General features: G+C 65.7%; 29 protein-coding genes, 1 tRNA gene and 1 riboswitch. Of the genes, 25 read left to right on the top strand and 5 right to left on the bottom strand.

What is annotated here, in order from left to right:
• Genes OKQ63_RS04775 through cobJ form a run of 3 tightly spaced genes read left to right on the top strand, consistent with a single transcriptional unit; the run spans position 1 to position 2,111 of the window.
• On the top strand, positions 1-630 hold the full coding sequence (locus OKQ63_RS04775; RefSeq protein ID WP_264212824.1) for a precorrin-8X methylmutase: 630 nt from the start codon (positions 1-3) through the stop codon (positions 628-630).
• A 3-nt stretch (positions 631-633) separates the two neighbouring features.
• On the top strand, positions 634-1,350 hold the full coding sequence (gene cobI, locus OKQ63_RS04770; RefSeq protein WP_264212823.1) for a precorrin-2 C(20)-methyltransferase: 717 nt from the start codon (positions 634-636) through the stop codon (positions 1,348-1,350).
• On the top strand, positions 1,347-2,111 hold the full coding sequence (cobJ, locus tag OKQ63_RS04765; RefSeq protein WP_264212822.1) for a precorrin-3B C(17)-methyltransferase: 765 nt from the start codon (positions 1,347-1,349) through the stop codon (positions 2,109-2,111). The genes cobI and cobJ overlap by 4 nt, the downstream gene beginning before the upstream one ends.
• Here cobJ and OKQ63_RS04760 read toward each other — a convergent pair.
• Entirely contained in the window at positions 2,108-2,848 is a 741-nt protein-coding gene (locus OKQ63_RS04760) for a cobalt-precorrin-6A reductase (RefSeq protein WP_264212821.1), read from the bottom strand. The genes cobJ and OKQ63_RS04760 overlap by 4 nt on opposite strands.
• On the opposite strand from OKQ63_RS04760, the gene cbiE reads away from it, so the two are divergent.
• The 10 genes from cbiE to cobF all read left to right on the top strand — a co-directional run bounded on the left by cbiE (position 2,847) and on the right by cobF (position 10,242).
• Positions 2,847-4,046 carry a precorrin-6y C5,15-methyltransferase (decarboxylating) subunit CbiE gene (gene cbiE / locus OKQ63_RS04755; protein WP_264212820.1) on the top strand — a complete coding sequence of 400 codons (1,200 nt, stop codon included), beginning with the start codon at positions 2,847-2,849 and terminating at the stop codon, positions 4,044-4,046. The two genes, OKQ63_RS04760 and cbiE, sit on opposite strands and share 2 nt — an antisense overlap.
• Positions 4,043-4,420 carry a cobalamin biosynthesis protein gene (locus tag OKQ63_RS04750; RefSeq protein WP_264212819.1) on the top strand — a complete coding sequence of 126 codons (378 nt, stop codon included), beginning with the start codon at positions 4,043-4,045 and terminating at the stop codon, positions 4,418-4,420. The genes cbiE and OKQ63_RS04750 overlap by 4 nt, the downstream gene beginning before the upstream one ends.
• A complete protein-coding gene (cobM, locus tag OKQ63_RS04745; protein WP_264212818.1) occupies positions 4,417-5,211 on the top strand; it encodes a precorrin-4 C(11)-methyltransferase in 795 nt (264 codons plus the stop codon). Before OKQ63_RS04750 ends, cobM begins: the two co-directional genes overlap by 4 nt.
• A 4-nt stretch (positions 5,212-5,215) precedes the next feature.
• Positions 5,216-6,535 (top strand): cobyrinic acid a,c-diamide synthase CobB, encoded by a 1,320-nt coding sequence (locus OKQ63_RS04740; protein ID WP_264212817.1) that lies wholly within the window; start codon positions 5,216-5,218, stop codon positions 6,533-6,535.
• The gene (cobA, locus tag OKQ63_RS04735; RefSeq protein WP_264212816.1) at positions 6,532-7,254 is read left to right on the top strand and encodes a uroporphyrinogen-III C-methyltransferase; all 723 of its coding nucleotides are present in this window, start codon (positions 6,532-6,534) and stop codon (positions 7,252-7,254) included. Before OKQ63_RS04740 ends, cobA begins: the two co-directional genes overlap by 4 nt.
• Positions 7,251-7,592 carry a DUF1636 domain-containing protein gene (locus OKQ63_RS04730; RefSeq protein WP_264212815.1) on the top strand — a complete coding sequence of 114 codons (342 nt, stop codon included), beginning with the start codon at positions 7,251-7,253 and terminating at the stop codon, positions 7,590-7,592. Before cobA ends, OKQ63_RS04730 begins: the two co-directional genes overlap by 4 nt.
• Positions 7,593-7,679: 87 nt before the next feature.
• Positions 7,680-7,897: riboswitch (cobalamin riboswitch) on the top strand.
• Positions 7,898-7,931: 34 nt separating this feature from the next.
• A complete protein-coding gene (locus tag OKQ63_RS04725; protein WP_264212814.1) occupies positions 7,932-8,102 on the top strand; it encodes a CbtB domain-containing protein in 171 nt (56 codons plus the stop codon).
• A 4-nt stretch (positions 8,103-8,106) separates the two neighbouring features.
• Positions 8,107-8,805 carry a CbtA family protein gene (locus OKQ63_RS04720; protein ID WP_264212813.1) on the top strand — a complete coding sequence of 233 codons (699 nt, stop codon included), beginning with the start codon at positions 8,107-8,109 and terminating at the stop codon, positions 8,803-8,805.
• 65 nt (positions 8,806-8,870) lie between these two features.
• On the top strand, positions 8,871-9,374 hold the full coding sequence (locus tag OKQ63_RS04715; RefSeq protein WP_264212812.1) for a hypothetical protein: 504 nt from the start codon (positions 8,871-8,873) through the stop codon (positions 9,372-9,374).
• A 73-nt stretch (positions 9,375-9,447) separates the two neighbouring features.
• A complete protein-coding gene (cobF, locus tag OKQ63_RS04710; protein ID WP_264212811.1) occupies positions 9,448-10,242 on the top strand; it encodes a precorrin-6A synthase (deacetylating) in 795 nt (264 codons plus the stop codon).
• A 5-nt stretch (positions 10,243-10,247) separates the two neighbouring features.
• On the opposite strand, the gene OKQ63_RS04705 is transcribed toward cobF, so the two are convergent.
• Positions 10,248-10,337 (bottom strand) — tRNA-Ser (locus OKQ63_RS04705).
• 241 nt (positions 10,338-10,578) lie between these two features.
• Here OKQ63_RS04705 and OKQ63_RS04700 point away from each other — a divergent pair.
• From OKQ63_RS04700 to OKQ63_RS04670, 7 genes are read left to right on the top strand one after another with little or no spacing between them, the layout of a single operon-like run.
• Positions 10,579-11,496 carry an SPOR domain-containing protein gene (locus tag OKQ63_RS04700; protein ID WP_264212810.1) on the top strand — a complete coding sequence of 306 codons (918 nt, stop codon included), beginning with the start codon at positions 10,579-10,581 and terminating at the stop codon, positions 11,494-11,496.
• A 16-nt stretch (positions 11,497-11,512) separates the two neighbouring features.
• Positions 11,513-12,694: a D-alanyl-D-alanine carboxypeptidase family protein gene (locus OKQ63_RS04695; RefSeq protein WP_264212809.1), complete on the top strand. Its 1,182-nt coding sequence runs from the start codon at positions 11,513-11,515 to the stop codon at positions 12,692-12,694.
• Entirely contained in the window at positions 12,691-13,338 is a 648-nt protein-coding gene (gene tmk, locus OKQ63_RS04690) for a dTMP kinase (RefSeq protein ID WP_264212808.1), read from the top strand. The genes OKQ63_RS04695 and tmk overlap by 4 nt, the downstream gene beginning before the upstream one ends.
• Positions 13,335-14,453: a DNA polymerase III subunit delta' gene (locus OKQ63_RS04685; RefSeq protein ID WP_264212807.1), complete on the top strand. Its 1,119-nt coding sequence runs from the start codon at positions 13,335-13,337 to the stop codon at positions 14,451-14,453. Before tmk ends, OKQ63_RS04685 begins: the two co-directional genes overlap by 4 nt.
• A 40-nt stretch (positions 14,454-14,493) precedes the next feature.
• Positions 14,494-15,315, top strand: a complete 822-nt coding sequence (locus OKQ63_RS04680) for a TatD family hydrolase (RefSeq protein ID WP_264212806.1) — start codon at positions 14,494-14,496, stop codon at positions 15,313-15,315.
• Positions 15,315-16,112 (top strand): MBL fold metallo-hydrolase, encoded by a 798-nt coding sequence (locus tag OKQ63_RS04675; RefSeq protein ID WP_264212805.1) that lies wholly within the window; start codon positions 15,315-15,317, stop codon positions 16,110-16,112. Before OKQ63_RS04680 ends, OKQ63_RS04675 begins: the two co-directional genes overlap by 1 nt.
• A gap of 49 nt (positions 16,113-16,161) precedes the next feature.
• The gene (locus OKQ63_RS04670) at positions 16,162-17,094 is read left to right on the top strand and encodes an AEC family transporter (RefSeq protein WP_264212804.1); all 933 of its coding nucleotides are present in this window, start codon (positions 16,162-16,164) and stop codon (positions 17,092-17,094) included.
• Positions 17,095-17,218: 124 nt separating this feature from the next.
• Here OKQ63_RS04670 and OKQ63_RS04665 read toward each other — a convergent pair whose 3' ends face one another.
• From OKQ63_RS04665 to OKQ63_RS04655, 3 genes are all read right to left on the bottom strand, one after another.
• A complete protein-coding gene (locus OKQ63_RS04665; RefSeq protein WP_264212803.1) occupies positions 17,219-17,953 on the bottom strand; it encodes an aspartate/glutamate racemase family protein in 735 nt (244 codons plus the stop codon).
• 9 nt (positions 17,954-17,962) lie between these two features.
• The gene (locus tag OKQ63_RS04660; protein ID WP_264212802.1) at positions 17,963-18,655 is read right to left on the bottom strand and encodes a GntR family transcriptional regulator; all 693 of its coding nucleotides are present in this window, start codon (positions 18,653-18,655) and stop codon (positions 17,963-17,965) included.
• A 95-nt stretch (positions 18,656-18,750) separates the two neighbouring features.
• Positions 18,751-19,653 (bottom strand): LysR family transcriptional regulator, encoded by a 903-nt coding sequence (locus tag OKQ63_RS04655; protein WP_264212801.1) that lies wholly within the window; start codon positions 19,651-19,653, stop codon positions 18,751-18,753.
• 102 nt (positions 19,654-19,755) lie between these two features.
• Here OKQ63_RS04655 and OKQ63_RS04650 point away from each other — a divergent pair, with 102 nt between their 5' ends.
• The 5 genes from OKQ63_RS04650 to OKQ63_RS04630 all read left to right on the top strand — a co-directional run bounded on the left by OKQ63_RS04650 (position 19,756) and on the right by OKQ63_RS04630 (position 25,082).
• Complete coding sequence (locus OKQ63_RS04650) at positions 19,756-20,883, top strand: enolase C-terminal domain-like protein (RefSeq protein ID WP_264212800.1); 1,128 nt, start codon at positions 19,756-19,758, stop codon at positions 20,881-20,883.
• The gene (locus tag OKQ63_RS04645) at positions 20,880-22,133 is read left to right on the top strand and encodes an NAD(P)/FAD-dependent oxidoreductase (RefSeq protein ID WP_264212799.1); all 1,254 of its coding nucleotides are present in this window, start codon (positions 20,880-20,882) and stop codon (positions 22,131-22,133) included. Before OKQ63_RS04650 ends, OKQ63_RS04645 begins: the two co-directional genes overlap by 4 nt.
• Before the next feature lie 49 nt (positions 22,134-22,182).
• Positions 22,183-23,157 carry a TRAP transporter substrate-binding protein gene (locus OKQ63_RS04640; protein WP_264212798.1) on the top strand — a complete coding sequence of 325 codons (975 nt, stop codon included), beginning with the start codon at positions 22,183-22,185 and terminating at the stop codon, positions 23,155-23,157.
• A 74-nt stretch (positions 23,158-23,231) separates the two neighbouring features.
• On the top strand, positions 23,232-23,765 hold the full coding sequence (locus tag OKQ63_RS04635) for a TRAP transporter small permease (protein ID WP_264212797.1): 534 nt from the start codon (positions 23,232-23,234) through the stop codon (positions 23,763-23,765).
• A 6-nt stretch (positions 23,766-23,771) separates the two neighbouring features.
• A complete protein-coding gene (locus OKQ63_RS04630) occupies positions 23,772-25,082 on the top strand; it encodes a TRAP transporter large permease (protein ID WP_264212796.1) in 1,311 nt (436 codons plus the stop codon).
• Positions 25,083-25,085 lie beyond the last annotated feature (3 nt).

The raw sequence follows: 25,085 nt of genomic DNA, 5'->3' as shown, positions 1-25,085 counted from the left end.
ATGCTCCACACCTATGAAACCAACGGCGCCGCGATCTACGCCGAAAGCTTTGCCACCATCCGCCGCGAAGCCGACCTCGCCCGCTTCAGCAAGGACGAGGAAAGCGTCGTCGTGCGCATGATCCACGCCGCCGGCATGGTGGGGCTGGAAGAGCACGTGCGCTTTTCCGAGGGCATGGCCGAAACCGCCCGCGCCGCACTCGCCAAGGGTGCGCCGATCCTGTGTGACGCCTATATGGTTTCCGAAGGCATCACCCGCCCGCGCCTGCCCGCGGACAACGAGGTGATCTGCACCCTGCGCGACCCCAAGGTGCCGGACATGGCCAAGGAAATGGCCAACACCCGCTCGGCGGCGGCGCTGGAACTGTGGCGCCCGAAACTGGACGGCGCCGTGGTCGCCATCGGCAATGCCCCGACCGCGCTGTTCCATCTTTTGAACATGCTCAAGGATCCCGCCTGCCCCCGCCCCGCCGCCATCATCGGCTGCCCGGTGGGCTTTGTCGGCGCGATGGAATCGAAAGAGGCGCTGATGGAAGACCTGCCGGTACCGTCGATGATCGTAAAAGGCCGCCTTGGCGGGTCCGCCATCACCGTCGCCGCGGTCAACGCGCTTGCGAGCTGGAAAGAGTAACCCATGGGCACAGTCATCTGCGCAGGGCTTGGCCCCGGGGATCCCGACCTGATGAGCGTCCGCTCGCACCGGCTGATCGGGGCTGCGCGCCACATCGCCTATTTCCGCAAGGCCGGCCGCCAGGGCCAGGCCCGCGCCATTGTCGAGGGCATGCTGGCCGAGGGCGTCACCGAACACGCGATGGAATACCCGGTCACGACCGAGATCCATTTCGCGGACCCCGAATACAACCGGGTGCTGGCAGAATTCTATGACCAGTGGGCCGATACGCTCGCCGAAATCGCCAAATCCGAGGACGTGGTGGTGCTGTGCGAGGGCGACCCGTTCCTCTATGGCTCCTACATGCATCTCTACACCCGCCTGCAGGGCCGCGCCGCGCAGGAAATCATCCCCGGCATCACCGGCATGTCGGGCTGCTGGACTGCCTCCGGCCAGCCGATCACCTGGGGCGACGATGTGCTGACCGTGGCGATGGCCACCCTCAGCGAGGATGAGCTGGCCGAGCGCGCAGCGAACACCGATGCGCTGGTAGTGATGAAAATCGGCCGCAACCTGCCCAAGCTGCGCCGCGCGCTGGAGCGGGCGGGCCGCGCCGAAGACGCCTGGCTGGTCGAACGCGGCACCATGCCGGGGCAGACCGTGCAGAAGCTCTCGGAGATCACAGGCGAGGTGCCCTATTTCTCCATCGTACTGGTTCACGGACAGGGACGCCGGCCATGAAGCTATCGCAAAACGGATGGGTGGTGATTGCGGGCCTCGGCCCCGGCAACGAGGCGCTGGTAACGCAGGAAGTGCGCGATGCCATCGGGGACGCAACCGATATCGTCGGCTATATCCCCTATGTGAAACGCATCGAACCGCGCGAGGGCCTGACCCTGCACGCCACGGACAACCGGGTCGAGGTGGACCGCGCCACCCACGCGCTGGAAATGGCCGCCGAGGGCAAGCGCGTGGTCGTGGTTTCCTCCGGCGATCCCGGCGTGTTCGCCATGGCCTCAGCCGTGTTCGAGGCGCTGGAGACCAGCGCCGCAGCCCACCCGGACTGGCTGAACCTGGAGATCAAGGTGCTGCCCGGCATCACCGCGATGCTGGCCGCCGCGGCTGCTATCGGCGCGCCGCTGGGGCATGATTTCGCGGCCATCAACCTCAGCGACAACCTGAAGCCCTGGAGCCTGATCGAAAAGCGCCTGCAGCTGGTGGGTGAGGCCGGACTGGCAATGGCGTTCTACAACCCGCGTTCCAAATCGCGGCCGCATCAGTTTGCCCGCGCGCTGGAAATCCTGCGCGAAGCCTGCGGCGCTGACACGCTGATCACCTTTGCCCGCGACGTGACCAAACCGGGACAGGAGCTGCTGACAGTGCCATTGAAGGACGCCACGCCCGAGATGGCTGACATGCGCACCGTGGTGATCGTCGGCAACCGCGACACGCGAAGGGTTGGCAGTTACGTCTACACCCCCCGCTACGCCGCCGAAGCCTAGGCCGCGGGATGAGACAGCCAGGCCATAACCTCTGCCACGCTGCCCAGAACGGGCCGCGCGGGCACCTGCGGCCTGCCGATCATGATGACCGGCAGGCCGAGGCTGCGTGCGGCGGTGAGTTTGGCCGCGGCACCCGCGCCGCCTGCGTTTTTGGCCACCACATGGGTAATGCCCTGGCGCTGCATCAGCGCGGTATCTCCCGCAACATCAAACGGCCCGCGGGCAATCTCGACCGTGGCGTGCGGCAGCGGCAGGGGCGCTTGCGGTTCGTCCACCAGCCGCAGCAGGTAGTGATGCTGGGGCTTGGCGGCGAACTGGGCGAGGTTCTGCTTGCCGATCGCCAGGAACACCCGCGCCGGAGCGTCCGGCAGAGCCTTGGCGGCATCTTCAATGCTGCCCGCATGCACCCATTGGTCTCCCTCCTCCGGCTGCCAGACCGGGCGCTCAAAGGCGCAGAGCTTCACGCCCGCCGCTTCACAGGCATGCACCGCGTTGGTGCTCATCTGCGCCGCGAACGGGTGAGTCGCATCGACCACACGGGCAATGCCTTCACCTCTCAAGTAGGCTTCCAGCCCTTCGACGCCGCCAAAGCCGCCGACGCGGGTGGGCAGCGGCTGGCTGACGGGCTTGGCGGTGCGGCCCGCGTAGGAAAACACCGCATCCGCACCCGCCTCCGCCAGCGTTCTCGCCAGCGCCGAGGCCTCGGTGGTGCCGCCCAGCAAAAGGATGCGTGTCATGTCTGATGGCCTCTCGGAACACTGGCTTACAATCATCGGTCTGGGCGAAAATGGACTGGAAGGTGTGAGCGATGCAAGCCGGAAGGCGCTGGCAGAGGCCGAGGCAGTATTCGGCGGCCCGCGGCATCTGGAGCTGGCAGGTGCAGGCAGCAAGGGCCAGCCCTGGCCGGTGCCGTTCTCGATCAACCCGGTGCTGGAAATGCGCGGGCGGAAGGTTGCGGTTCTGGCCTCTGGCGATCCGTTCTGGCACGGCGCCGCCGGCTCTCTGGCGCGTCACCTGGAGGCAGGCGAGTGGATCTCGCACCCGGCGCCCTCCACCTTTGCGCTGGCGGCCAACCATCTGGCCTGGAAGCTGGAAGAGGTGCTGTGCCTCGGCCTGCACGCGGCGCCTTATGCGCGGCTGCGCCCTCTGCTTGGGAACGGCACGCGCGTCATTTGCACCATGCGGGACGGGGCTGCCCCCGCGGAGCTGGCGGAGTGGCTCTCCGCTGAGGGTTTTGGCGCCTCGCAACTGACCGTGATGGAATGCCTCGGCGGGCCGCGTCAGAAAGTGCGCTCTGTGCGGGCGCAAGGCTTTGATCTGCAGGACATTCAGGCGCCTGTTGCCGTGGCAGTCGAAGCCGCGGGCCACAAGGGGCTGCCGCAGGCCTCCGGTCTGTCCGATGATCTCTTTGCCAGCGACGGGCAGATCACCAAACGCCCCGTGCGGGCGCTGACACTGTCGGCGCTGGCACCGCGGGCTGGCGAGCTGCTGTGGGACATCGGCGGCGGCTCCGGATCGGTCTCAGTGGAGTGGTGCCTGGCGGCCCGTGGGGCACGGGCGATCACCTTTGAGCCGCGCGAGAGCCGTCTGGAGAACATCCGTGCGAACGCCGCGGCCTTCGGGCTGGATCACCGGATGACGCCGGTTCTGGGCAAGGCCCCGCAAGTGCTGGAGGGTCAGCCCCGGCCCGACTGCGTATTCATCGGCGGCGGCGGCTCGCAAGAGCTGCTGGACCACCTGTGGGATATCCTGCCCGAGGGCACGCGGCTGGTTGCCAATGGCGTCACGCTGGAGACCGAGACGCTGCTGATGCGCGCCCATGCAGCGCGCGGCGGCCACTTGCTGAAGGCCGAAATTGCCGAGGCCGGCCCCTTGGGCAGCATGCGCGGCTGGGAACGGGCGCGGCCTGTCATCCAGTGGAGTGTCACGCGATGAAGGTGGCAGGCATCGGCTTTCGCGCAGCTGCCACTGATGCAGACCTGCAAGCGGCGCTGGCGCTGACCGGCGTGCAAGTGGATGCACTGGCCTCCATCGCGGAGAAAGCTGCGGCGCCCGCCATGCAGGACTTGGCGCGCAGCACCGGCCTGCCGGTGATTTCCTTGCAGGAACAGGACATTGCCGGGGAGCAGACCCTGACCTGCTCCCCCCGGATCAAGGCGCGGTTCGGAACCGGGTCGCTGGCGGAAGCCGCGGCGCTGGCCGGGGCGCGCCACGGGGTGCCGGGCGCAAGATCGCGCCTGCTCGCCCCCAGAGTTGTCACCGCGGATGGGCTTGCCACCGCGGCCATAGCAGAAAGACTTGAGCCATGACCGTTCACTTCATTGGCGCCGGACCGGGCGCTGCCGACCTTCTGACCCTGCGCGGGCGCGACATCATCGCGTCCTGCCCGGTGTGCCTCTATGCAGGCTCATTGGTGCCGGAGGAGATCCTGAGCCACTGCCCCGAGGACGCAAAGATCGTAAACACCGCGGCGATGGACCTCGACGCCATCGTGGCGGAGATCAAGGCCGCGCATGCGGCAGGCCAGGACGTGGCGCGGCTGCATTCGGGTGATCTGTCGGTGTGGTCGGCGATGGGCGAGCAGATCCGCCGCCTGAAGGCCGAGGGCATTCCGGTCAGCGTCACCCCCGGCGTGCCGTCCTTTGCTGCCGCCGCGGCGGCGTTGGGCACTGAACTCACCCTGCCCGGCCTCGGCCAGTCGGTGGTGCTGACCCGCACCCCGGGGCGCGCGTCCTCGATGCCCGAAGGCGAGTCGCTGGAGAACTTCGCGCGCACCGGCACCACGCTGGCGATCCACCTGTCGATCGGCAATCTGGACCATGTGGTCGAGAGCCTGACACCGCATTACGGCGCCGATTGCCCGGTGGCCGTGGTCTACCGCGCCAGCTGGCCGGACCAGCAGATCATCCGTGCGACCCTCGAAACCCTGAAAGAGTCGCTGGACGAGAAGATTTCGCGCACGGCGCTGATCCTGGTGGGCCCGGTGCTGAAGGGCGAGGGCTTTGACGAAAGCTGCCTCTATTCCACCGACTACGACCGCCGCTACCGGCCGCAAAGCGCCGACAGCCCGTGGTCCAGCTGGAGCCACGGGGACGACTAAGGCCATGACAAACTTGACCCCTCCCGGACTGATGATTTCGGCGCCGTCCTCGGGCACCGGCAAGACCACCGTGATGCTGGGCCTGCTGCGGGCACTGGCCGAGGACGGTCTGACCGTCCAGCCCTACAAAAGCGGCCCGGACTACATCGACCCCGCCTTCCACCTGGCAGCGGCCAGGCGGCCGAGCTTCAATCTCGACACCTGGGCGATGGACGGCGGGCTGCTGGACGCGGTCGCGGGCCAGTCGGCAGGTGCGGAAATCTGCATCGGCGAAGGCTCCATGGGGCTATTTGACGGCGTGGCGACACGCGGCCAGTCGGGCTTCGGCTCCTCCGCCGAGACCGCCAAGCGCATGGGCTGGCCGGTCGTTCTGGTCGTCGATGTGGGCGGTCAGGCGCAGTCGGCTGCGGCAACCGCGCTGGGGTTCAAAAACTACGACCCGGAGCTGCCCTTTGCCGGCGTCATCCTGAACCGGGTGGCCAGCCCGCGGCACGAACGGCTGACCCGGCTGGGGATGGAGAAGGCCGGCATCAAGGTGCTTGGCTCCCTGCCGCGGCGCGGCGACCTCACCCTGCCGGAACGCCATCTGGGCCTCATTCAGGCAGTGGAGCATCCCGATCTGGAAGCTGCGATTGCGGGCTATGCGGCCTTCCTGCGTGAACATGTGGATCTGGAAGCGATCAAATCCGCAGCCCTGGCGGGCCCGGCACCTGCTGCGGCCAGCCTGCCGGAACCGCCCGCCCAGCGGATTGCGCTGGCGCGCGATGCGGCGTTTTCCTTCACCTACCCGCACCTGCTGACCGGCTGGCGCGCGGCCGGCGCCGAGATCCTGCCGTTCTCGCCGCTGGCGGATGAAGCCCCGGCGGCGGACGCTGATCTGGTCTGGCTGCCCGGCGGCTACCCGGAGCTGCACGGCGGCACCCTGGCGGCGGCGGAAACCTTCCGCAGGGGCCTGCGCAGACATGCGGAAACCAAACCGGTGCATGGCGAATGCGGCGGCTACATGGCCCTGGGCGAGGCGCTGATCGACAAGGACGGCAACCGCCACCGGATGCTCGGGCTGCTGGGCCTTGTGACCTCTTACGAGAAGCGCAAGTTCCACCTCGGCTACCGCCGCGCGGTGCTGCAGGCCGGTATGCCCGGTTTCGCTGCGGGCACCGCCCTGCGCGGGCATGAGTTCCATTATTCCACCATCCTCGAAGAACCCGACGCACCGCTGGCCAATGTCATGGATGCCGACGGCGGCCCGGTGCCCGAGACCGGCTCCATCAAAGGCAATGTCACCGGCACCTTCTTCCACCTGATCACCGGAGAGCGCGCATGAGCGGTTTCGTCAGCTTTGTCTCTTCCGGCCCCGGCGACCCGGAACTCTTGACCGTCAAGGCGGTCAAGCGGCTGGAGGCGGCGGATGCGATCCTTTTCGATGATCTGTCCTCCGGCCCGATCCTGAGCCACGCCCGCGCCGATGCGGATCTGGTCGGCGTCGGCAAGCGCGCCGGGCGCCCCTCGCCCAAGCAGGACCACGTGAGCCAGCTGCTGGTCGATTACGCGTCTTCCGGCCTCAGCGTGGTGCGGCTGAAATCCGGCGATTCCGGCGTTTTCGGCCGTCTGGAGGAAGAAATCACTGCCCTGCGCGAAGCCGGCATCGGGTTTGAAATCGTGCCGGGCGTCACCGCGGCCTCGGCAGCAGCGGCGGCGGCCAACATCCCGCTCACCCGGCGCCAGACGGCGCGGCGGCTGCAGTTCATCACCGGCCATGACGTGACCGGCGGGCTGCCGGACGACCTCAACATGGCGGCGCTGGCGGACGGCGAGGCCACCACCGTGGTCTACATGGGCAAACGCACCTTTGCCGACCTGTCGGAAAAGCTGATGGAGGCCGGCCTGCCTGAAACCACCCCCGCGCTGGTGGCGCTCGGCGTCTCGACACCCGAACAATCGCTGCACCGGCACACCGTCGGCGAGCTGCCCGCCCTGCTGCGGCAGATGGAGACCACGGCGCCTGTGCTCATCCTCTACGGGCCGCTGGCCGAGCCGGAATGAGCCTGCCCACCCTCACCCTCACCCTCTGCCGCACCTGCCGCGGCGCCGACCCTGCCCTGCCCGGGCAGGTTTCGGCGGCGCTGGAGGCGGCAGGGGTGGACGCCCGGCTGCAACAGGCGGACTGCATGTCCGGCTGCACCCGGCCGCAGACGCTGGCGGTGCGCCAAACCGGCAAGACCGCCTATCTGTTCGGGGAGATCAGCGCCGCGGACCTGCCGGACCTGCTGACCTTCCTGCAGATGTATCACGAAAGCCCGGACGGCAATTTCGCCGATGCCCGTCCCCTGGGGGGGCTGCGGTTCAAGGCGATCGCCCGGATACCGGCCGGTCTGTCCTGATCCGCCAGCAGCGGGATTTCCCGCCGGTCATGACGCGGAAGGACCGGAACTTGGCGGTTTCTTCCTTGACCGGACGCTCCCGCGCGGGGCACAACACTCCGATATGGTGTCTGATAGTGCCTAAGCACTGGGACTGAAACGGGAATGAGGACGGTGGACCAAATCGCGGCACCGAAGCCTCAACCGCCCCCGCGACTGTGAGCGGCGAGCGGCCTTCCACTATCCACTGGCGCGCAAGACGCCGGGAAGGAGGAAGGCAGCAGCGACCCGCGAGTCAGGAGACCGGCCGTATGGGAACGCAAACTTACGCCGTCGGGTGTGACGGCAAGGAGGACGACAATGACGACCAAGACGCTTAAGGCTTCTGCCGCCGGCACCACTGTAATTCCGGCGCTGTTTGCCGTGGTTCTGGGCCTGGGGATCATCACGCTGACCGGCCATGTGCAGGCATCCGCCCTGCATGACGCCGCTCATGACGTGCGCCACGCAACCGGCTTCCCCTGCCACTAAGGCCATGTTCAGTCGCATTCTGACCAGCGGCCTGTTCGCTGGCGCTGCAGCAGGGCTGATTACCGCCCTGCTGCAGCTGTATTTCGTGCAGCCCGTGCTGCTCCACGCCGAACTCTACGAGGGCGGCGAGCTGGTGCATTTCGGCGCTGCCCCCGTAACTGCCCACCCCGATCTGCCCGGCCTGTTCGCCGAGCCCATGCGCGACGGTCTCAGCATCATCTTCACCATGCTGACCTATACCGGGTATGCGCTGGTGATGGCGGCGCTGATGTCCGTGGCCGAGCGCCAGGGGCATGTGATCAATGCCCGCACAGGCCTTCTGTGGGGATTGGCGGGGTTCATCACCTTCCACTTCGCGCCCGGCCTGTCGCTGGCGCCGGAAGTGCCGGGTGTCGCGGCCGCAGACGTCGGCGTGCGCCAGGTCTGGTGGACCGTCACCGTCGCAGCGGCCGGTGTTGCCATGTGGCTGATTGCCTTTGGCGGCAATCTGGTCAGCTACCTGGTCGCGGCGCTCCTGCTGATGGCCCCGCATATCGTCGGCGCACCTGAGCCGGAAACGTTCTCGGGCCCGGTTCCGACCGAGATCGGCGCGCTGTTTGCCGCCCGTGCATTCGGCATCGGCATGGCCGCCTGGGTGCTGCTGGGCAGCTTTGCCGGCTACTTCTGGCAGGCCGAAGGCAAGCGCGAAGCCGCGGCAGCCTGATCCCGCTCCGCATTGCTCCCCGCCGGCTCTGTCCGGCGGGGGTTTTCTTTTCCGAGGATGACAAGATGTCCCGCTCTCTCGCTCTCTTCGCGATCGGCCTGATCTTTGGCGGCGGCGCCGGTTTTGTGATTGCCGCCGGCAATGGCGTCACCTTTGACGGCCACGACCACGGCGACCCGGCCCATCACGGCGGCACTCATGCCGAGGCCATGGCCCATGATCACTCCACTGCTGTCGACCTGCCCGCGGGCAGCGATGCGCCCAGCGTTGCGATTCAGCTGATCAAGGATCCGATGGCCGGCTGGAACCTGCAAGTGCTGCCGCAGAACTTCCGGTTTGCCCCCGAAAACGCCTCCGCCGCGGATGTGCCGGGCGAAGGCCATGCGCATATCTATGTGAACGGTGAAAAACTCGCCCGGCTTTATGCCGGCTGGATGCATATCCCATCGCTGCCCGAAGGGGCCGAGGTGAAGGTCTCGCTCAACACCAACAGCCACAGCCCGCTGATGGTCGCGGGCGAACCGGTCGAAGCCAAGACCACCGCTCCCGCGGACGGCGGAGGCTCCTGACCGCAACTGCACACTTGCAAGACCCTCAGCGCGGCCCCATAGGGGGCCGTGTTTTCACGTGAAAGGCCCCGTCATGATTGAGCTTTCCCTGATCGGCATCGGCACCGGCAACCCGCAGCACATGACACTGCAGGCGATCGACGCGCTGAACGCGCAGGATTTGATCCTGATCCCCAACAAGGGCGCGGGCAAGGACGACCTGGCGGGCCTCAGGCGCGCGATCTGCGACCGGACGATCAAGGGCGATGGCCCGAAGATCGTCGAATTCGCCCTGCCGGTGCGGGATGAGGCCACCAAAAGCTACCGCCAGCGGGTCGACGACTGGCACGACGCCATCGCGGAGATCTGGTGGCAGAACATCACCGCACACCTGCCCGCGGGCGGCAAGGCCGGGTTCCTGGTCTGGGGCGATCCCTCGCTCTACGACAGCACCATGCGGATCGCCGAGCGGCTGAAGAAACTGGCGGAGATCAAGCTGACGGTCATTCCCGGCATCACCTCGATTCAGGCGCTGACCGCGGCGCATGCGATCCCGGTCAATGAAATCGGCGCGCCGTTCACCATCACCACAGGACGGCGCCTGCGTGAAGACGGCTGGCCGGACAGTGCCGATACGCTGGTGATCATGCTGGACGGGGAATGCTCGTTTCAGTCCATCGATCCGGCTGGGGTAGAGATCTTCTGGACCGCCTATGCCGGCATGGAAAACCAGATTTCCGTTGCGGGACCGCTGTCCGAGGCCGCCGAGCAGATCATCGAAGCCCGGGCCAAGGCGCGGGCCGCGCATGGCTGGATCATGGATATCTACCTGCTGCGCAAGGGCGGAAACGCGGGCCATCCAGCAGACGGCGGTTCTGAGGCCGGCTGAGTGAGTGGCGGGGAGACAGGGATTCGAACCCTGGGAACGCTCTCACGTTCAACGGTTTTCAAGACCGCCGCATTCGACCACTCTGCCACCTCCCCGGTCCGACCAGCGGTTTAGGGCGCAAAAACGGGCGAGGCAAGGGGAAATCCGTGCCGCAAGGGAAATCTGCGGACCGCGGTCCGCCGCGCGGATTTATGCCGCCGCTGCGGGTTTCCCTTGTGCCGCTGCCCCACAGGGTTTTCATGGCCGGATGCGCAGGCTATCATGCCGCCAAATCAAGAAGACCGGGCATTCCGGCGGGGGCGCACAGGCGCCGCGGGCACAGGCAAGGATGAAAGCATGACAGATACCGTGTCGAGAGCAATGACGGCCCCGCGGCTCGCCGCGGCGGTCGCAGGACTGCTGGTTCTGGCCGGCTGCGAGGACGGGCCGAAACTGGGTTTTCTGGAACCAAAACCAAAGACGGAAGGCGCCGTTCAGGCCTCCAGCAGCACCAAGCTGGTGGAGCGCGACGTGGAAGCGCCCGATGTGTTCCAGGTGACCGAAGCGGGCCTTTGGGACGGCCGCCCATCGATCGGCGGCGTCTGGGTGGCGCACCCGGACACCAAGGATCCTGAGCGGGTGATCATCCGCAACAACGCCAATGGCCAGTTCGTGATCGGTGCCCTGTTCCGGCGCGAGCGGGAAATTCCCGGGCCGCGCCTGCAGGTCTCCTCGGATGCTGCTGCCGCGCTTGGACTGCTGGCAGGCGCGCCGGTGGAACTGAACGTGACCGCCCTGCGGCGTGAAGAGGTCAGCAACGAGCTGCCCGCCGCGGATCAGGCGGCTGAACCATCCGCGGAAGACACGGATGCAGTGCAGGTCCTGGCCTCCGCCGCTGGCCAGGACATCTCGGAAACGGCACTTGATCCAATTGCCGGCGCTGCAAGCGCGATCGAGGCATCGGCCGCTGCCGCCGCCCCGGCACAAGCGGCTCCGGCCAAGGCAGAGCCCGCCGCGGCCCCGGCGCCTCGGAATTCCGCACTGGGCAAACCTTTCATCCAGATCGGCATCTTCAGCGTCGAGGCCAACGCCAAGCGCACCGCCAACATGATGCGCAGCGCCGGCATGGTGCCCGTGGTGCGCGAGCAGTCCTCCAGCGGCAAGACGTTCTGGCGGGTGCTGGTCGGCCCGGCGCAGAACAAGTCCGAACGCAGCCAGCTGCTGAAAAGCGTGAAGGAAACCGGATTTGCGGATGCCTATGCTGTCACCAACTGAATTTGAAACCCGTCGCATGGGCCATGCCCTGAGATCCGCATTGCGGCTGGCCCTGGCTGCCGGTCTGGCGGTCAGCCTTTCAGCGCTCTCCGCCGCCGCCTTTGATACCAAGGCGCGTGCCGCCTATGTAGTGGATGCGGGCACTGACACGGTGCTTCTGTCCAAGAACGCTGATGTGCCGCTGCCGCCGGCCTCGATGTCCAAGCTGATGACGCTCTATGTGGCGTTCGAAGCGCTGCGCGACGGACGGCTGACGCTGGACGAACGGCTGCCGGTCAGCGAGCACGCGATGAGCTACAAGGGCTCTACCATGTTCCTGGACACCCAGGACCGGGTCCGCGTCGAGGACCTGCTGCGCGGCATCATCGTCTTGTCCGGCAATGACGCCTGTGTGGTGATTGCCGAGGCGCTGAGTCCGGACGGCACCGAGGCCGGCTTTGCCCGCTACATGACCAAGCGGGGGCAGGATCTTGGCATGACGGCCTCGACATTCGCCAATTCCAACGGCTGGCCTGCTGCCGGACACCGGATGTCGGTGCATGACCTGGCCGTTCTGGCTGAGCGGATGATCGAGGATTTCCCCGAGTATTACCCGCTGTTCGCCGAAACCCAGTTCGAATTCGACGGCCGCGCACCCTCCAACATCCGCAACCGCAACCCGCTGCTGAAGCTCGGGATCGGCGCCGACGGGCTGAAGACCGGCCATACCGAGGAAGCGGGCTATGGCCTCGTCGGCTCTGCCAAACAGGGCGACCGGCGGGTGATTTTTGTGGTGTCCGGCCTCGACAGCGAGCGCGGGCGCGCAGAGGAGGCAGAAGCCCTTGTTAACTGGTCGTTTCGCCAATTTACCAAAAAGACCGTCGCCAAAGAGGGTATTGCCATCGCCGAAGCCGAAGTTTGGCGGGGCGCGGAACGATCGGTAGGGCTGGTGCCGTCCAAAGACCTGGAAATCCTGCTGCCATCGCTGGCGGCCAGCACCATCCAGGGCGAGGTTGTCTATAACGGCCCGATCGAGGCGCCGGTGAAACAGGGCCAGCGCCTGGCAGAGCTGGTGCTGCAGCCCGATGAGCTGCCGGAAGTGCGGCTGCCGCTGGTGGCGGAAAGCGACGTGCCCGCGGGCGGTTTCGTGGTGCGCGTGAAGACCGCGGCGCAGGTGCTGATCAAGCAATTCCTGACCGGTCCCGAGGGGGCGCTGTGACGGCAGACGGCAAGCGCGGCCTGTTCATCACCTTCGAAGGCATCGACGGGTCCGGCAAATCGACGCAATGCCGCCTGCTGGCGGAAGCCCTGCGCAGCGCGGGCCGCGACGTGGTGCTGACACGGGAGCCGGGCGGCTCGCCGGGCGCCGAGGAAATCCGCCGCCTGGTGCTGGAGGGCGATCCCGACCGCTGGTCGGCAGAGACCGAGCTGCTGCTGTTCATGGCGGCGCGGCGCGACCACCTGGAGCGCACCATTGAACCTGCCCTGGCAGCGGGCAAGGTGGTGATCTGCGACCGCTTTGCCGACAGCACCCGGATGTACCAGGGCCTGTCGCGCGGCGATCTGCGCGCGGCGGTAGACCAGATGCACAGGCTGATGATCGGCCGCGAGCCCGATCTGACCCTGCTGATCGACATGGACCCGGCCGAGGGCCTGGCCCGCGCCAAGGGACGGCAGGGCAAGGAAGAACGGTTCGAGGACTTCGGCGTCGGGCTGCAGGAGAAGATGCGCGCGGGATTCCTCGCGCTGGCGCAGGAATTCCCGGACCGCTTCCGGGTGGTTGACGGCGCCCGCCCCATCGCGGCGGTGACGGCTGACGTGCGCAGGCTGGCGGACGAAGCCTTAAGGGGAACCGGGGCATGAGCGCTGACGAAGACCTGCCCCGCGCCGACCAGGCCGAAGGCGCCCCGCATCCGCGCGAGACCCTGCGCCTCATCGGCCAGGAGGCGGCGGAACGCGATTTCCTGACCGCTTATAACTCCGACCGGCTGCACCACGGCTGGCTGCTGACCGGCCCGCAGGGCGTGGGCAAGGCCACGCTGGCCTGGCGGATCGCCCGTTTCCTGCTGGCCACGCCGCCGGCAGAGGACGGGCTGTTCGGCGCGCCGCTGCCGCCGGACACGCTGGACATCAGCCCCGAACACCCGGTCTCGCACCGCGTGCAGGCGCTGGCAGAGCCGGGACTGGCACCGATCACCCGCTCCTACGACGACAAGGGCAAGCTGCGCAGCCAGATCGTGGTGGATGACATCCGCAAGCTGAACCGCTTCTTCGGGCTGTCGGCGACCGATGGCGGGCGCCGGGTGGTCATTGTGGATGCTGCCGACGACATGAACATCAGTGCTGCGAACGCGCTTCTGAAAATGCTCGAGGAGCCGCCGGCGCGGACCACCCTGCTGCTGATCTCGCACCAGCCCTCGCGGCTGCTGCCCACCATCCGCTCGCGCTGCCGCACCCTGCGGCTGGGGCCGCTGGCGGCGCCGGACATGGAGGCCGCGCTGGCGCAATCCGGTGTTGGGCTGCCGGAGAACACGGAACACCTTGCCGCCCTGGCCGGCGGCTCCGTCGGCGCCGCGCTGCGGCTGATCAATCTGGGCGGGCTCAAGATCTACGCCGAACTGGTCCGGATCCTCGATTCGATGCCGCGGCTGGACCGCCAGCGCGCCATGGCGCTGGCCGAGGCGGCCGCCCAGCGCGGCGCGGCGGAGCGCTTTGAGCTGCTGCTGTCGCTGACCGAGATGGCGCTGGCCCGGCTGGCGCGCACCGGCGCAACCGGTGCGCCGCCAGCGCCGGAAGCGGCACCCCAGGAGGCGGCGATGCTGTCGCGGCTGTCGCCTGACCCGCGCAAGGCGCGCGCCTGGGCCGACCTCGCCGCAGAAGTGACAGCGCGCGCCCGCCACGGCCAGGCGGTGAACCTTGACCCCGCAGCACTTGTCCTAGATACGGTTTTCAAGATGCAGGAAACCGCGTCGCGCTGAGGCCCGAAGGCCCGCGCGGCACAGTGGCACCAGAGGATTCATGACCGAGACCGCTTCCCAGACTACGCCTCAGATCACGGACAGCCATTGCCATCTGGACTTCCCCGATTTCGAGGGACGGCTGGATGAGGTGATCGCCAGCGCGGCTGAGGCCGGCGTGACCCGGATGGTGACGATCTGCACCAAGATGAAGAACGAGCCGTCCGTGCGCGCCATTGCCGAGGCGCACGCGCCGGTGTTCTATGCCGCGGGCACCCACCCGATGAGCGCCGCGGACGAGCCGCTGGTTTCGGTGGACGAACTGGCGGCACTGGCGAAACACCCGAAATTCGTCGGTATCGGCGAGACCGGGCTGGACTACCACTACACCGCCGACAGCGCCGCCGTGCAGCAGGAGTCCTTGCGCATCCACATCGCCGCCGCCCGCGAGACAGGCCTGCCGCTGATCATCCACGCCCGTGCCGCCGACAGCGACATGGCCCGCATCTTAAGCGAAGAGATGAAGAACGGCGCATACAGCTGCGTCATGCACTGTTTCTCCTCCTCGGCGGAACTGGCCAGGGCGGCGCTGGACCTGGGCTTTTACCTGTCGATGTCCGGCATCGCCGCCTTCCCCAAGAGCCAGGAGCTGCGCGATATCTTCGCCGCCGCCCCGGTGGAGCGCATCCTGGTCGAGACCGACGCCCCCTACCTGGCGCCGCCGCCCTACCGCGGCAAGCGCAACGAGCCCGCCTATACCGCCTTTACCGCCAAGATTGGCGCCGAGGTGTTCGGCATGGACTACGCCGATTTTGCGGCGCAGACGCAGGCGAACTTCGACCGGCTGTTCTGGAAAGCCGCCCAGTATGAGGCGGCGGCCTGATGGCGGAGATACGTTTCACCATCCTCGGCTCGGGGTCCTCGGGCGGGGTGCCGCGGATTGGCGGCCATTGGGGCGATTGCGATCCCAAGAATCCCAGGAACCGCCGCCAGAGATGTTCGATGCTGGTGGAGCGCGACGGGCCGGACGGCACCACCTCGGTGCTGATCGATACCACCCCGGACATGCGCAGCCAGCTTCTGGATGCAGAGGTCAGCCGGCTGGACGCGGTGGTCTACACCCATTCGCACGCAGACCACCTGCATGGCATCGACGATCTGCGCATGGTCTATTTCAACATGCGCGAACGCATCCCGGTCTACGCTGATGGCCCCACTCAGAACGACCTTCTGAACCGCTTCGGCTATGCCTTTGCGCAGCCGGACGGCTCGCCCTATCCGCCGATCCTGGATTTGAAAACCATCGACGGGCCGTTCTCGGTCGGCGGCCCCGGCGGCGAGATCCCGTTCCGCCCCTTCGAGGTCAGCCATGGCTCCATTGATGCGCTGGGGTTCCGCATCGGCGGGCTCGCCTATCTGCCGGATGTGTCCGCCATACCCGACAGCGCCCTGCCGGAGCTGGAAGGGCTCGACATCTGGATTCTGGACGGTCTGCGCCGCACCCCGCACCCGACCCATTTCAGCTATCAGGAGGCGCTGGAGTGGTTCGGCAGGATGGCGCCCAAACGCGGCATCATCACCAACATGCATATCGACATGGATTACGCCACGGTCGAGGCCGAAACCCCGGACCATATCACCCCCGCCTATGACGGCATGGTGATCCGGATGGAGGTCTGAGGGGCGCGGTTCAGCGCCCTTTTTCTTTTGCGCGATTTGAGGAAGCACCGTGTTTCAGAGCCTTATTGACGTCATCCTGCCGGTGTTCCTGGTTGTCGGCGCGGGCTACGCAGCCACGGCACGGGGGGTACTGGGCCAGGACCATATCGAAGGGGTGATGAAGTTTGCACAGGGCTTCGCCATTCCCTGCCTGCTGTTCAAGGCGATGGCGGAATTGGACCTCTCTGCCAGTTTCGATCCGCGCTTGCTGGCGAGTTTCTATACCGGTGCCTTCACCTGCTTCCTGATCGGCGTATTCGGTGCCCGCACCCTGTTCAAGCGGGACTGGGAAGACTGCATCGCCATCGGCTTCTGCTGCCTGTTCTCGAATTCAGTCCTGCTGGGCTTGCCCATCACCGAGCGCGCCTTTGGACCGGAGAACCTGACCGGCAATTACGCGATCATCGCCTTCCACTCGCCGTTCTGCTATGGCGTCGGGATCACCGCGATGGAAATTGTGCGCAACCGCGGCGCGGGCGGGTTCAGGACCGTGACCTCGGTCCTGAACGCGATGTTCCGCAATGTGCTGATCCTGGGCATTGCACTGGGGTTTGCGGTGAACCTCTCAGGCTTTTCCATTCCCCTGGTGGTGGATGAGGCGCTGTCGCTGATCATTCGTGCCGCCCTGCCTTGCGCGCTGTTTGCCCTGGGCGGGGTGCTGGTGAAATACCGCCCCGAAGGCGACATGCGGGCGATCCTGTTCGTCTGTTCCACCTCGCTGATGATCCACCCCGCGATCGTCTGGACCATGGGGTCCGCACTGGCGCTGCCGCTGGATCTGTTCCGCTCCGGCGTGCTGAACGCGGCGATGGCGACCGGGTTCAACGGCTATATCTTTGCCAATATGTACGGGCGGGCCAAGCGGGTGGCGGCGTCCTCGGTGCTGATCGCCACCGCGTCGAGCATTTTCACTGTCTGGTTCTGGCTGCTGGTGCTGAGCTGAACCGGGCTGCGTAAAAAAGGTCAGACCTTCTGCCCAAATGTTTCGCGCGCGAAACATTCCGGCAGCAATGCTGACCTTAAACTTAGGGTTTCATTAATGAATTTTCAGGTGCTTCGATAGCGCCTCACCACCGCGGATCATCCAATTCCAGCGGGAACCCTTGGGGCAAGAGGCCGGCCTGGAACCAGGTGATAAAGGAATGGATCGAGAACACCGGCAGGCCGGTGGCTTTGCGCACGTCACGGGCATAAGGCACCATATTGGTGCATTCCAGCACGATGGCGCCGAGGTCCGGGGTGTCCGCCACCATCGCCCGGGCGGCGTCGATCATATCCAGCCGGCAGGACTCGAAGTCGATGTCCGGCGCGTCGCCCAGGATATCGCGGGTAAAGCAGCGGAGGCCGTCGGTGCCGGCAACCGGCGTGTCCTGCGGCACCCCTGCGGCCTGCAGATGGGCAGGTGTCAGGGTGGCCTTGGAGATGGTCAGGATGCCGCAGCGCTTGCCCGCGGGCAGCAGGGTCTGCACCATCGGCACCTGCATCAGCGACGACGTTGCCACCGGCACCCCCAGCGCTTGTTTCACTTCGTCCTGGATCAGCGCCAGGAAACCGCAGTTGGTGGTGATCCCGTCAGCGCCCATGGCAACCAGATCGCGGCCCGCCTCGACAAACAGTTCCACCAGCTCCTTGGGGTTGCCGCGCACCACGTTGTCGGGATTGGCGCCGCGCACCACCTTGTAATGCACCGGGAAATCCCAGGTCATCGCGTTGCCCATGTCGCCTTGGATGCGGGGGAAACGCGTTTCCAGCATCAGGATGCCAACCGTGGCTCCAAAAACTGTCTTGCCACCGTGTTCCATGGGGTCCCCCTACTCGTCCGGAACGTAGAGCTGGGAGAACGCGATGCGGACGGCCTCCGTCGCCTCCTCCCGGCGTTTTTCGATATGGCTGCGCATCGCGGCTACCGCTGCGTCCGTATTGCGGGCGGCGATGCCTTCGACGATCTGGAGGTGGGCCGAGATATCGCCCGGCGCCTTGCCCCCTGCCCGGTCGCCCATGCGTTTGAGGTCGATCAGCCGGATATAACGGATCCGGCCATTGAGGTTGTTGAGAATGCGCTGCAGCTCGCTGTTGCCCGAAAGCTGCGCCAGACGGGTGTGGAAGCTTTCATCCATCGCCAGCAGCGCCTCCGGGCCGGTGGCGCTTTGATACTCCGGCTCCGTCCGGTGGAGGTAATCCGCCAGCGCCGCGATATCCTCGTCAGAGGCACGGGTACAGGCCAGCCGCGTGGCCTCGCATTCCACCGCCACCCGGGCCTCGTAGAGGTCCATGATGTAGCTCGGGGTCAGCGGGCGGCAGAAAAAGCCGCGGTTGTTCTGGAAGGTCAGAAAGCCCTCGGCCACCAGCCGGTTCAGCGCTTCGCGCAGCGGCGTGCGGCTGGCCCCCAGCACCTCGGACAGGGCGCTTTCGTTGATCCGCTGGTCGGGCTTGAAGGCAAAATCCGCCGCCATCCGGCGCAGCGCCTCATAAACCCGGTCCACATTGCTCTCGCGTTTGGCCATTGCCCTGCCATCTGTTCAATCCGCCGTGCAGACTAGGCGAGCCGGCAACCCTGCGCAAGATTGAATTCGGAACTGCATACGATTTCCCGGAATGGTCAATCGTTCGTTATCGAATAAGGGGCCAGCTCCTGTTTCAAGAGCGCCAGGAACTCCTGCCCCACGACCGACAGCGGGCGGGACTTGGAGGTTATCACCGCCATTTCCATCGTGATCCGGGGGCGGAACGGGCGCGAGACAAAACCGCCGCCACCCTCGAAATCCAACACGAAGGGGTCGAGGATCGAAACCCCCATCCCCTCCTGCACAAAACTGAGGAGGTTCTTGAACAGATGCGAATGCACCCGGGTCTTGAGCGGAATACCGGCCTGCTGGAACACCTCGCGGGTGCGGCGGTGGGTCATGTGCTCCGGCCCCATCACGATGAATGGCACGCCCTCCAGCAGTTCCGGCGTCAGTACCTCGTGGTCTGCCAGCGGGCTGTCTGCCGGAATCGCCAGCCGGGTTTCGACGGTGATCGGGTGCGCCTCCAGCCCGTCATGGATCAGCGGCATTTCGCAGATGCCGATTTCGAACAATCCCGAAATCACCCACTCCTGGATCTTCAGCGAATACTGCGCCTGAAAGGAGATCGACAGATCCGGGCGGGTGCGGGCAAAGCGGGCAATCAGCGCGGGCATGAAACCGAAGGACAGGGAATGCTGCGAAGCCACCTGCAACTGGCCCGCCTGCTTGTTCTGCAGGTCGGTGACCGCCTGCGCCACATGGTCGAGGCCGCGCACCACGGTGTCGACCTCCTGAAACAGCACCCCGGCCTCGGGCGTCGGGATCAGGCGGCCCTTGCTCCGCTCGAACAGTTTGAGGCGGGTCTGGCGTTCCAGCTGGTAGAGCAGATTGGAGATGCCCGGCTGGGAAATGCCCAGCTGCTCTGCCGCGCCGGTGACGGTCCCGGTCTCGACAATGGCGTGGAAAGCCTGCAGCTGGCGGAAGCGGAGAGACATCGGTAGCTCATCACTTTTCATGATACTCTATCGAATTCTTTGTATTGGTAATGATAATCAAGTCAAGGCAGGCTTCCGCTCGCACCTGTGAGGAAGATCAAAGTGCTGGAAGAAAAGATTGCCGCAATGGACCTGTGGCATCTCGCGTTGCCCGTTTTGTCGCGCCGCGACCACGGGATCGGGTCTGTTGAAGGCTCCTGCGAGGTTGTGATTGTGCGGCTGCGCAGCGAAGGCGGTGCCGAGGGGTTTGGCGAGGCCTCGACCTGGTCAGTGTTCACCGGCACGCCGGAAGCCAGCCTGGCGGCGCTGGACCGTTACATCCGCCCGCTGGTGGAGGGGCGCCGGGTGGCGGATCGCGCGGCGATCATGGAGGATGCGTCCAAGGCCGTGGCCCATTGCACCGAGGCCAAGGCGGCGCTGGAGAGCGCCCTGCTGGATCTGACCGGGCGGATTGCCGGAGTGCCGGTCTGGGCGCTGCTCGGCGGCAAGTGCCGTGACACCATCCCGCTCAGCTGTTCGATTGCCGATCCGGATTTCGGGAAGGACATTGACCTGCTGCACCGGCTGCGTGCCGACAAGGTGGGGCTGATCAAGCTGAAGACCGGCTTCAGGGATCATGCCTTTGACATCATGCGGCTGGAGCGGATTGCCGAGGATTTCCCCGAGTTCCGGGTGCGGGTGGACTATAACCAGGGCCTGAGCATCGAGGATGCGCCTGCGCAGGTGCGCGATGTGGCCCGGTACAAGCCGGATTTCATCGAGCAGCCGGTGCGGTTCCATCACTTCGGCATGATGGCCAGGCTGCGGGAGATGATCGACGTGCCGCTGCTGGCGGACGAAAGCGTATTCGGCCCCGAGGACATGGTGCGTGCCGCGCGCGAGGGCATTTGCGACGGCGTGTCGGTTAAGATCATGAAGTCCGGCAGTTTGACCCGCGCCCAGACGGTGGCGCGGATTGCGGCGGCAAACGGGCTGTCAGCCTATGGCGGCGACATGTTCGAGGCGGGGCTGGCGCATCTGGCGGGCACCCACATGATTGCGGCCACGCCGGAGATCAAGCTGGGCTGCGAGTTCTACCAGGCGAGCTATTTCCTGAAGGAGGACATTCTGGAGACCCCCTTTCAGGTCGTGGACGGCCAGGTGGTGGTGCCGGAAGGGCCGGGGCTGGGCATCAAGCCGGACGTTGGAAAACTGGACCGTTACGCGGTCGCCAAGAAGGTCGCGGCATGACGGCCGGGAAGAAAACCGTCGCCATCATTGGCACTGGCATAGTCGGCGTCTCAACCGCCATCGAGCTGCAGCGCGACGGGCATCAGGTGATCCTGATCGACGGCAAGGGGCCGGGCGAAGGCACCAGCCACGGCAACGGCGGTATTCTGGCGTCCTGCTCCATCGTGCCCGTCACCGGCCCGGGGCTGTGGAAGAAGGCGCCGAAGATGCTGCTGGACCCGGAGCAGCCCTTGTTCCTGCGCTGGGGGTATCTGCCCAGGCTGGCCCCCTGGCTGATGAAATACATGGGCCATGCCAATGCCGAAGACACTGCCCGGATAGCCGCGGCACTGGCGCCCATCGTGGGGGACTCGCTTGCCGATCATCAGGCACTGGCGGCAGGCACCGGGGCGGAGCGGCATCTGAAGCCCTCGGATTACCTGTTCCTCTACAATGACCGGGCGCATTTCGGCGAGGATGCATTCGGCTGGGGCCTGCGGAGGAAACACGGGTTCCAGTGGGATGAATTGGAGGGCGCGGAGGTCCGCGCTTATGACGGGATTTATGCTGAGGAATTCGGCTTTGCCGCGCGGTTGAAGAACCACGGCATCATCACCGACCCGGGCCGGTATGTGAAGGATCTGGCCGCCCATGTGACGGCCAATGGAGGCCGGCTGATCCAGGCTTTTGCCGAGGATGTCGCCCGCGAAAACGGCCAAGTGACCGGCGTGCGCGCAGGCGGCGAGACCATCCCTTGCGACGCTGTCGTTATCGCGACTGGCGTCTGGTCCAAACCGCTGGCGGAGAAGTTGGGAATTTCCGCACCACTGGAAGCAGAACGCGGTTATCATCTTGAATTGTGGGAGCCTTCGGCGATGCCGAAAGCGCCTGTCATGGTGGCGGCGGCCAAATGCGTGGTGACCCCGATGCAGGGACGGATCCGGATTGCGGGCATTGTCGAATTCGGCGGGCTGGAGGCCGGGCCGTCCAAGGGTCCGCTTGAACTGTTGCGCAGGAACGCGCGGCGTATCCTGCCCGGCGTCGCCTGGAAGCATGAAGAGGAATGGATGGGCCACCGTCCGGCGCCTGCGGATTCAATTCCGGTGATTGGCAAGGTGCCGGGCCTGTCCGGTGCCTATGTTGGTTTTGGCCACCATCACATCGGCCTGACGGGAGGGCCAAAGACGGGCCGCCTCTTGGCGCAGATGATTTCGGGCCGCAGCCCGAACATGGACGTGAGCGCCTATGACCCGGCGCGCTATGCGATTTGAAAACAACCAGTGCCCCATAAGGGGCCGAAACTGAAACAGGGAGAAGACCATGAAGAACCTGACCAGACTGCTGGCCGCCACTGCACTGACTGCGGCTGCCGCCCTGCCCGCCACGGCGGAAACCTGGGATATGCCGATGGCCTATTCGGCCTCCAATTTCCACTCGGCCACCGGAGCGGAGTTTGCCGAATGCGTGACCACCGGCACCGGCGGCGAGGTTGAAATCAAGACCCACCCGTCGGGCTCGCTGTTCAAGGGCGCCGATATCAAGCGCGCGGTGCAGACCGGCCAGGCGCCGATCGGCGAGCGGCTCTTGTCCGGCCACCAGAACGAAAACCCGCTGTTCGGCTTTGACTCGATCCCGTTCCTGGCGACCTCGTTCGATGACAGCGACAAGCTGTGGAAGGCCGCCAAACCCGCCATCGAGAAGCTGCTGGCCGAGCAGAACCTGACCCTGCTTTATGCCGTGCCGTGGCCGCCGCAGGGGCTTTATTTCAAGAACGAGGTGAACTCGGTCGCCGAGATGAAGGGCATCAAGTTCCGCTCCTACAACAACGCCACTTCGCGGCTGGCGGAGCTGACGGGCATGCTGCCGGTGACCATCGAAGCGGCTGAAATCAGCCAGGCCTTTGCCACCGGGGTGGCGGAGTCCATGGTCTCCTCCGGCTCCACCGGCTATGACCGCAAGGTCTGGGAAAGCCTGAACTATTTCTACGAAGTGGATGCCTGGCTGCCGCGCAACTATGTGTTTGTGAACACCGAAATCTGGAACGGCACTTCCGAGGCTAGCCGGAACGTGATCAAGGGCTGTGCCAGGCTGGCCGAATACGCGGGCAATTGGCGCGCCAAGGAATACACCGGGTTCACCCTGCAAGGGCTGCGCGATGGCGGCATGACCGTCGGCCCGGCGTCGGAGCAGATGACCGGTGAGCTCAAGGAAATCGGCGTCACCATGACCGATGAATGGCTAGAAGCGGCCGGTGACGAGGGCAAGGCCATCGTCGATGCATTCCGCGCAGAATAATCAGCATGCCTGATACGGGCGGCGCGACAGGTACCGCCCGTATTCTCATACTAAAATAAGCCGATGGGGATGCTATGACTGTGCTCAGGGGGCTGCGCTCCGGTCTCGATTTTCTGTACCTCGCGGCGGGGGTGCTGGCCGCCCTCTGCCTGATTGCCATATTGGGCCTGATCGTTGTCCAGATGCTGGCCCGCTGGACCGGTGAAGTGTTTCCCGGTGCGCCGGATTACGCAGGATATGCAATGGCGGCGGCGTCGTTCCTGGCCTTTGCCAATGCGCTGAACCGCGGCAGCCATATCCGGGTGTCGATCCTGCTGAATGCCGTGCCCGAAGGTTTCCGCCGGATGCTGGAGATCTGGTGCTTTGGCATCGGCACTGCGGTGATGTGGTACTTCACCTATTACGCCTACCGCTTTGTCTACTGGAGCTGGAAGTTCAATGATGTGAGCCAGGGCCAGGACCGCACGCCTTTGTGGATGCCGCAAAGCGTGATGCTCATTGGCGCCGCCGTTCTGGCCATCGCCCTCACCGACCACCTGATCCATGTGATTTTCCGCGGCGGCCACCGCATCACCCGGGATCTGGAAGACCAGAGCCACGCGGAGTAAGGGCACATGGAAAATATCTCAGTCATCATTCTCTTTCTCTTTGTGCTATTCACCCTGCTGGGCAGCGGCGTCTGGGTTGGCCTGGCGCTGATGGGCGTGGCATGGGTCGGCATGGAGCTGTTCACCACAAGGCCTGTCGGCGATGTGATGCTGACCACGGTCTGGTCGGCATCGTCCAGCTGGACCCTGACGGCGCTGCCGATGTTCATCTGGATGGGGGAGATCCTGTACCGGACCCGCCTGTCCGAGGACATGTTCAAGGGGCTGTCGCCCTGGATGGCCCCCCTGCCCGGCGGGCTGGTGCATACCAATATCGTCGGCTGCACGGTGTTTGCCGCGGTTTCCGGTTCTTCCGCTGCGACGCTGACCACGGTCGGCAAGATGTCGATCCCGGAGCTGCGCAAGCGCAACTATCCCGAGCGGATGGTGATCGGCACGCTGACCGGTGCGGCCACGCTGGGGCTGATGATCCCGCCGTCGCTGACGCTGATCGTCTATGGCGTCACCATCAATGAATCGATTACCAAGCTGTTCTTTGCCGGCATCCTGCCGGGGCTGGTGCTGGCGGCGATGTTCATGGGCTATGTGGCGATCTACTCCAAGGTGGGCAAGGACTGGAACCCAACCCCCGAGGCCAAGCTGAGCTTTGCCGAGAAGGTGAAGAACTCCCGCTTTCTGGCGCCGGTGATTGCGCTGATCGTGGTGGTGATCGGCTCGATGTACCTGGGCTTTGCCACCGCGACCGAGGCGGCAGCGTTTGGCGTCATCGGCTCGCTGCTGCTGGCATTGGGGCAAGGCTCGCTGACCTGGAAGACCTTCACCGAAAGCCTGATGGGCGCCACCCGCACCAGCGCGATGATCGCGCTGATCCTGGCAGGCGCGGCCTTCCTGTCCTTGTCGATGGGCTTTACCGGCCTGCCGCGCGGGCTGGCGGACCTGATCGCGGGCTGGGAGCTGAGCCGGTTCGAGCTGCTGATGGTGCTCTTGGTGTTCTACGTCGTGCTGGGCTGTTTCCTCGACGGCATCTCCTCGGTGGTGCTGACCATGGCGGTGGTGGAGCCGATGATCCGCCAGGCGGGCATCGACCTGATCTGGTTCGGCATCTTCATCGTGGTGGTGGTGGAAATGGCGCAGATCACCCCGCCGATCGGCTTCAACCTGTTTGTGATGCAGGGCATGACCCGCCACGAGATGAGCTATATCGCCCGCGCTGCGGTGCCGATGTTCCTGATCATGGTGCTGATGGTGTTTGTGCTCATCGCCTTTCCGGACCTGGCGACCTATCTGCCCAACAACCTGCGGCCGGGCCCGGTCTGACCC

The sequence above is a fragment of the Leisingera thetidis genome (assembly GCF_025857195.1).
GTDB lineage: Bacteria > Pseudomonadota > Alphaproteobacteria > Rhodobacterales > Rhodobacteraceae > Leisingera > Leisingera thetidis.
Note: the sequence above shows the minus strand (reverse complement) of the source record. Positions and strands in the feature narration are given on the sequence as shown.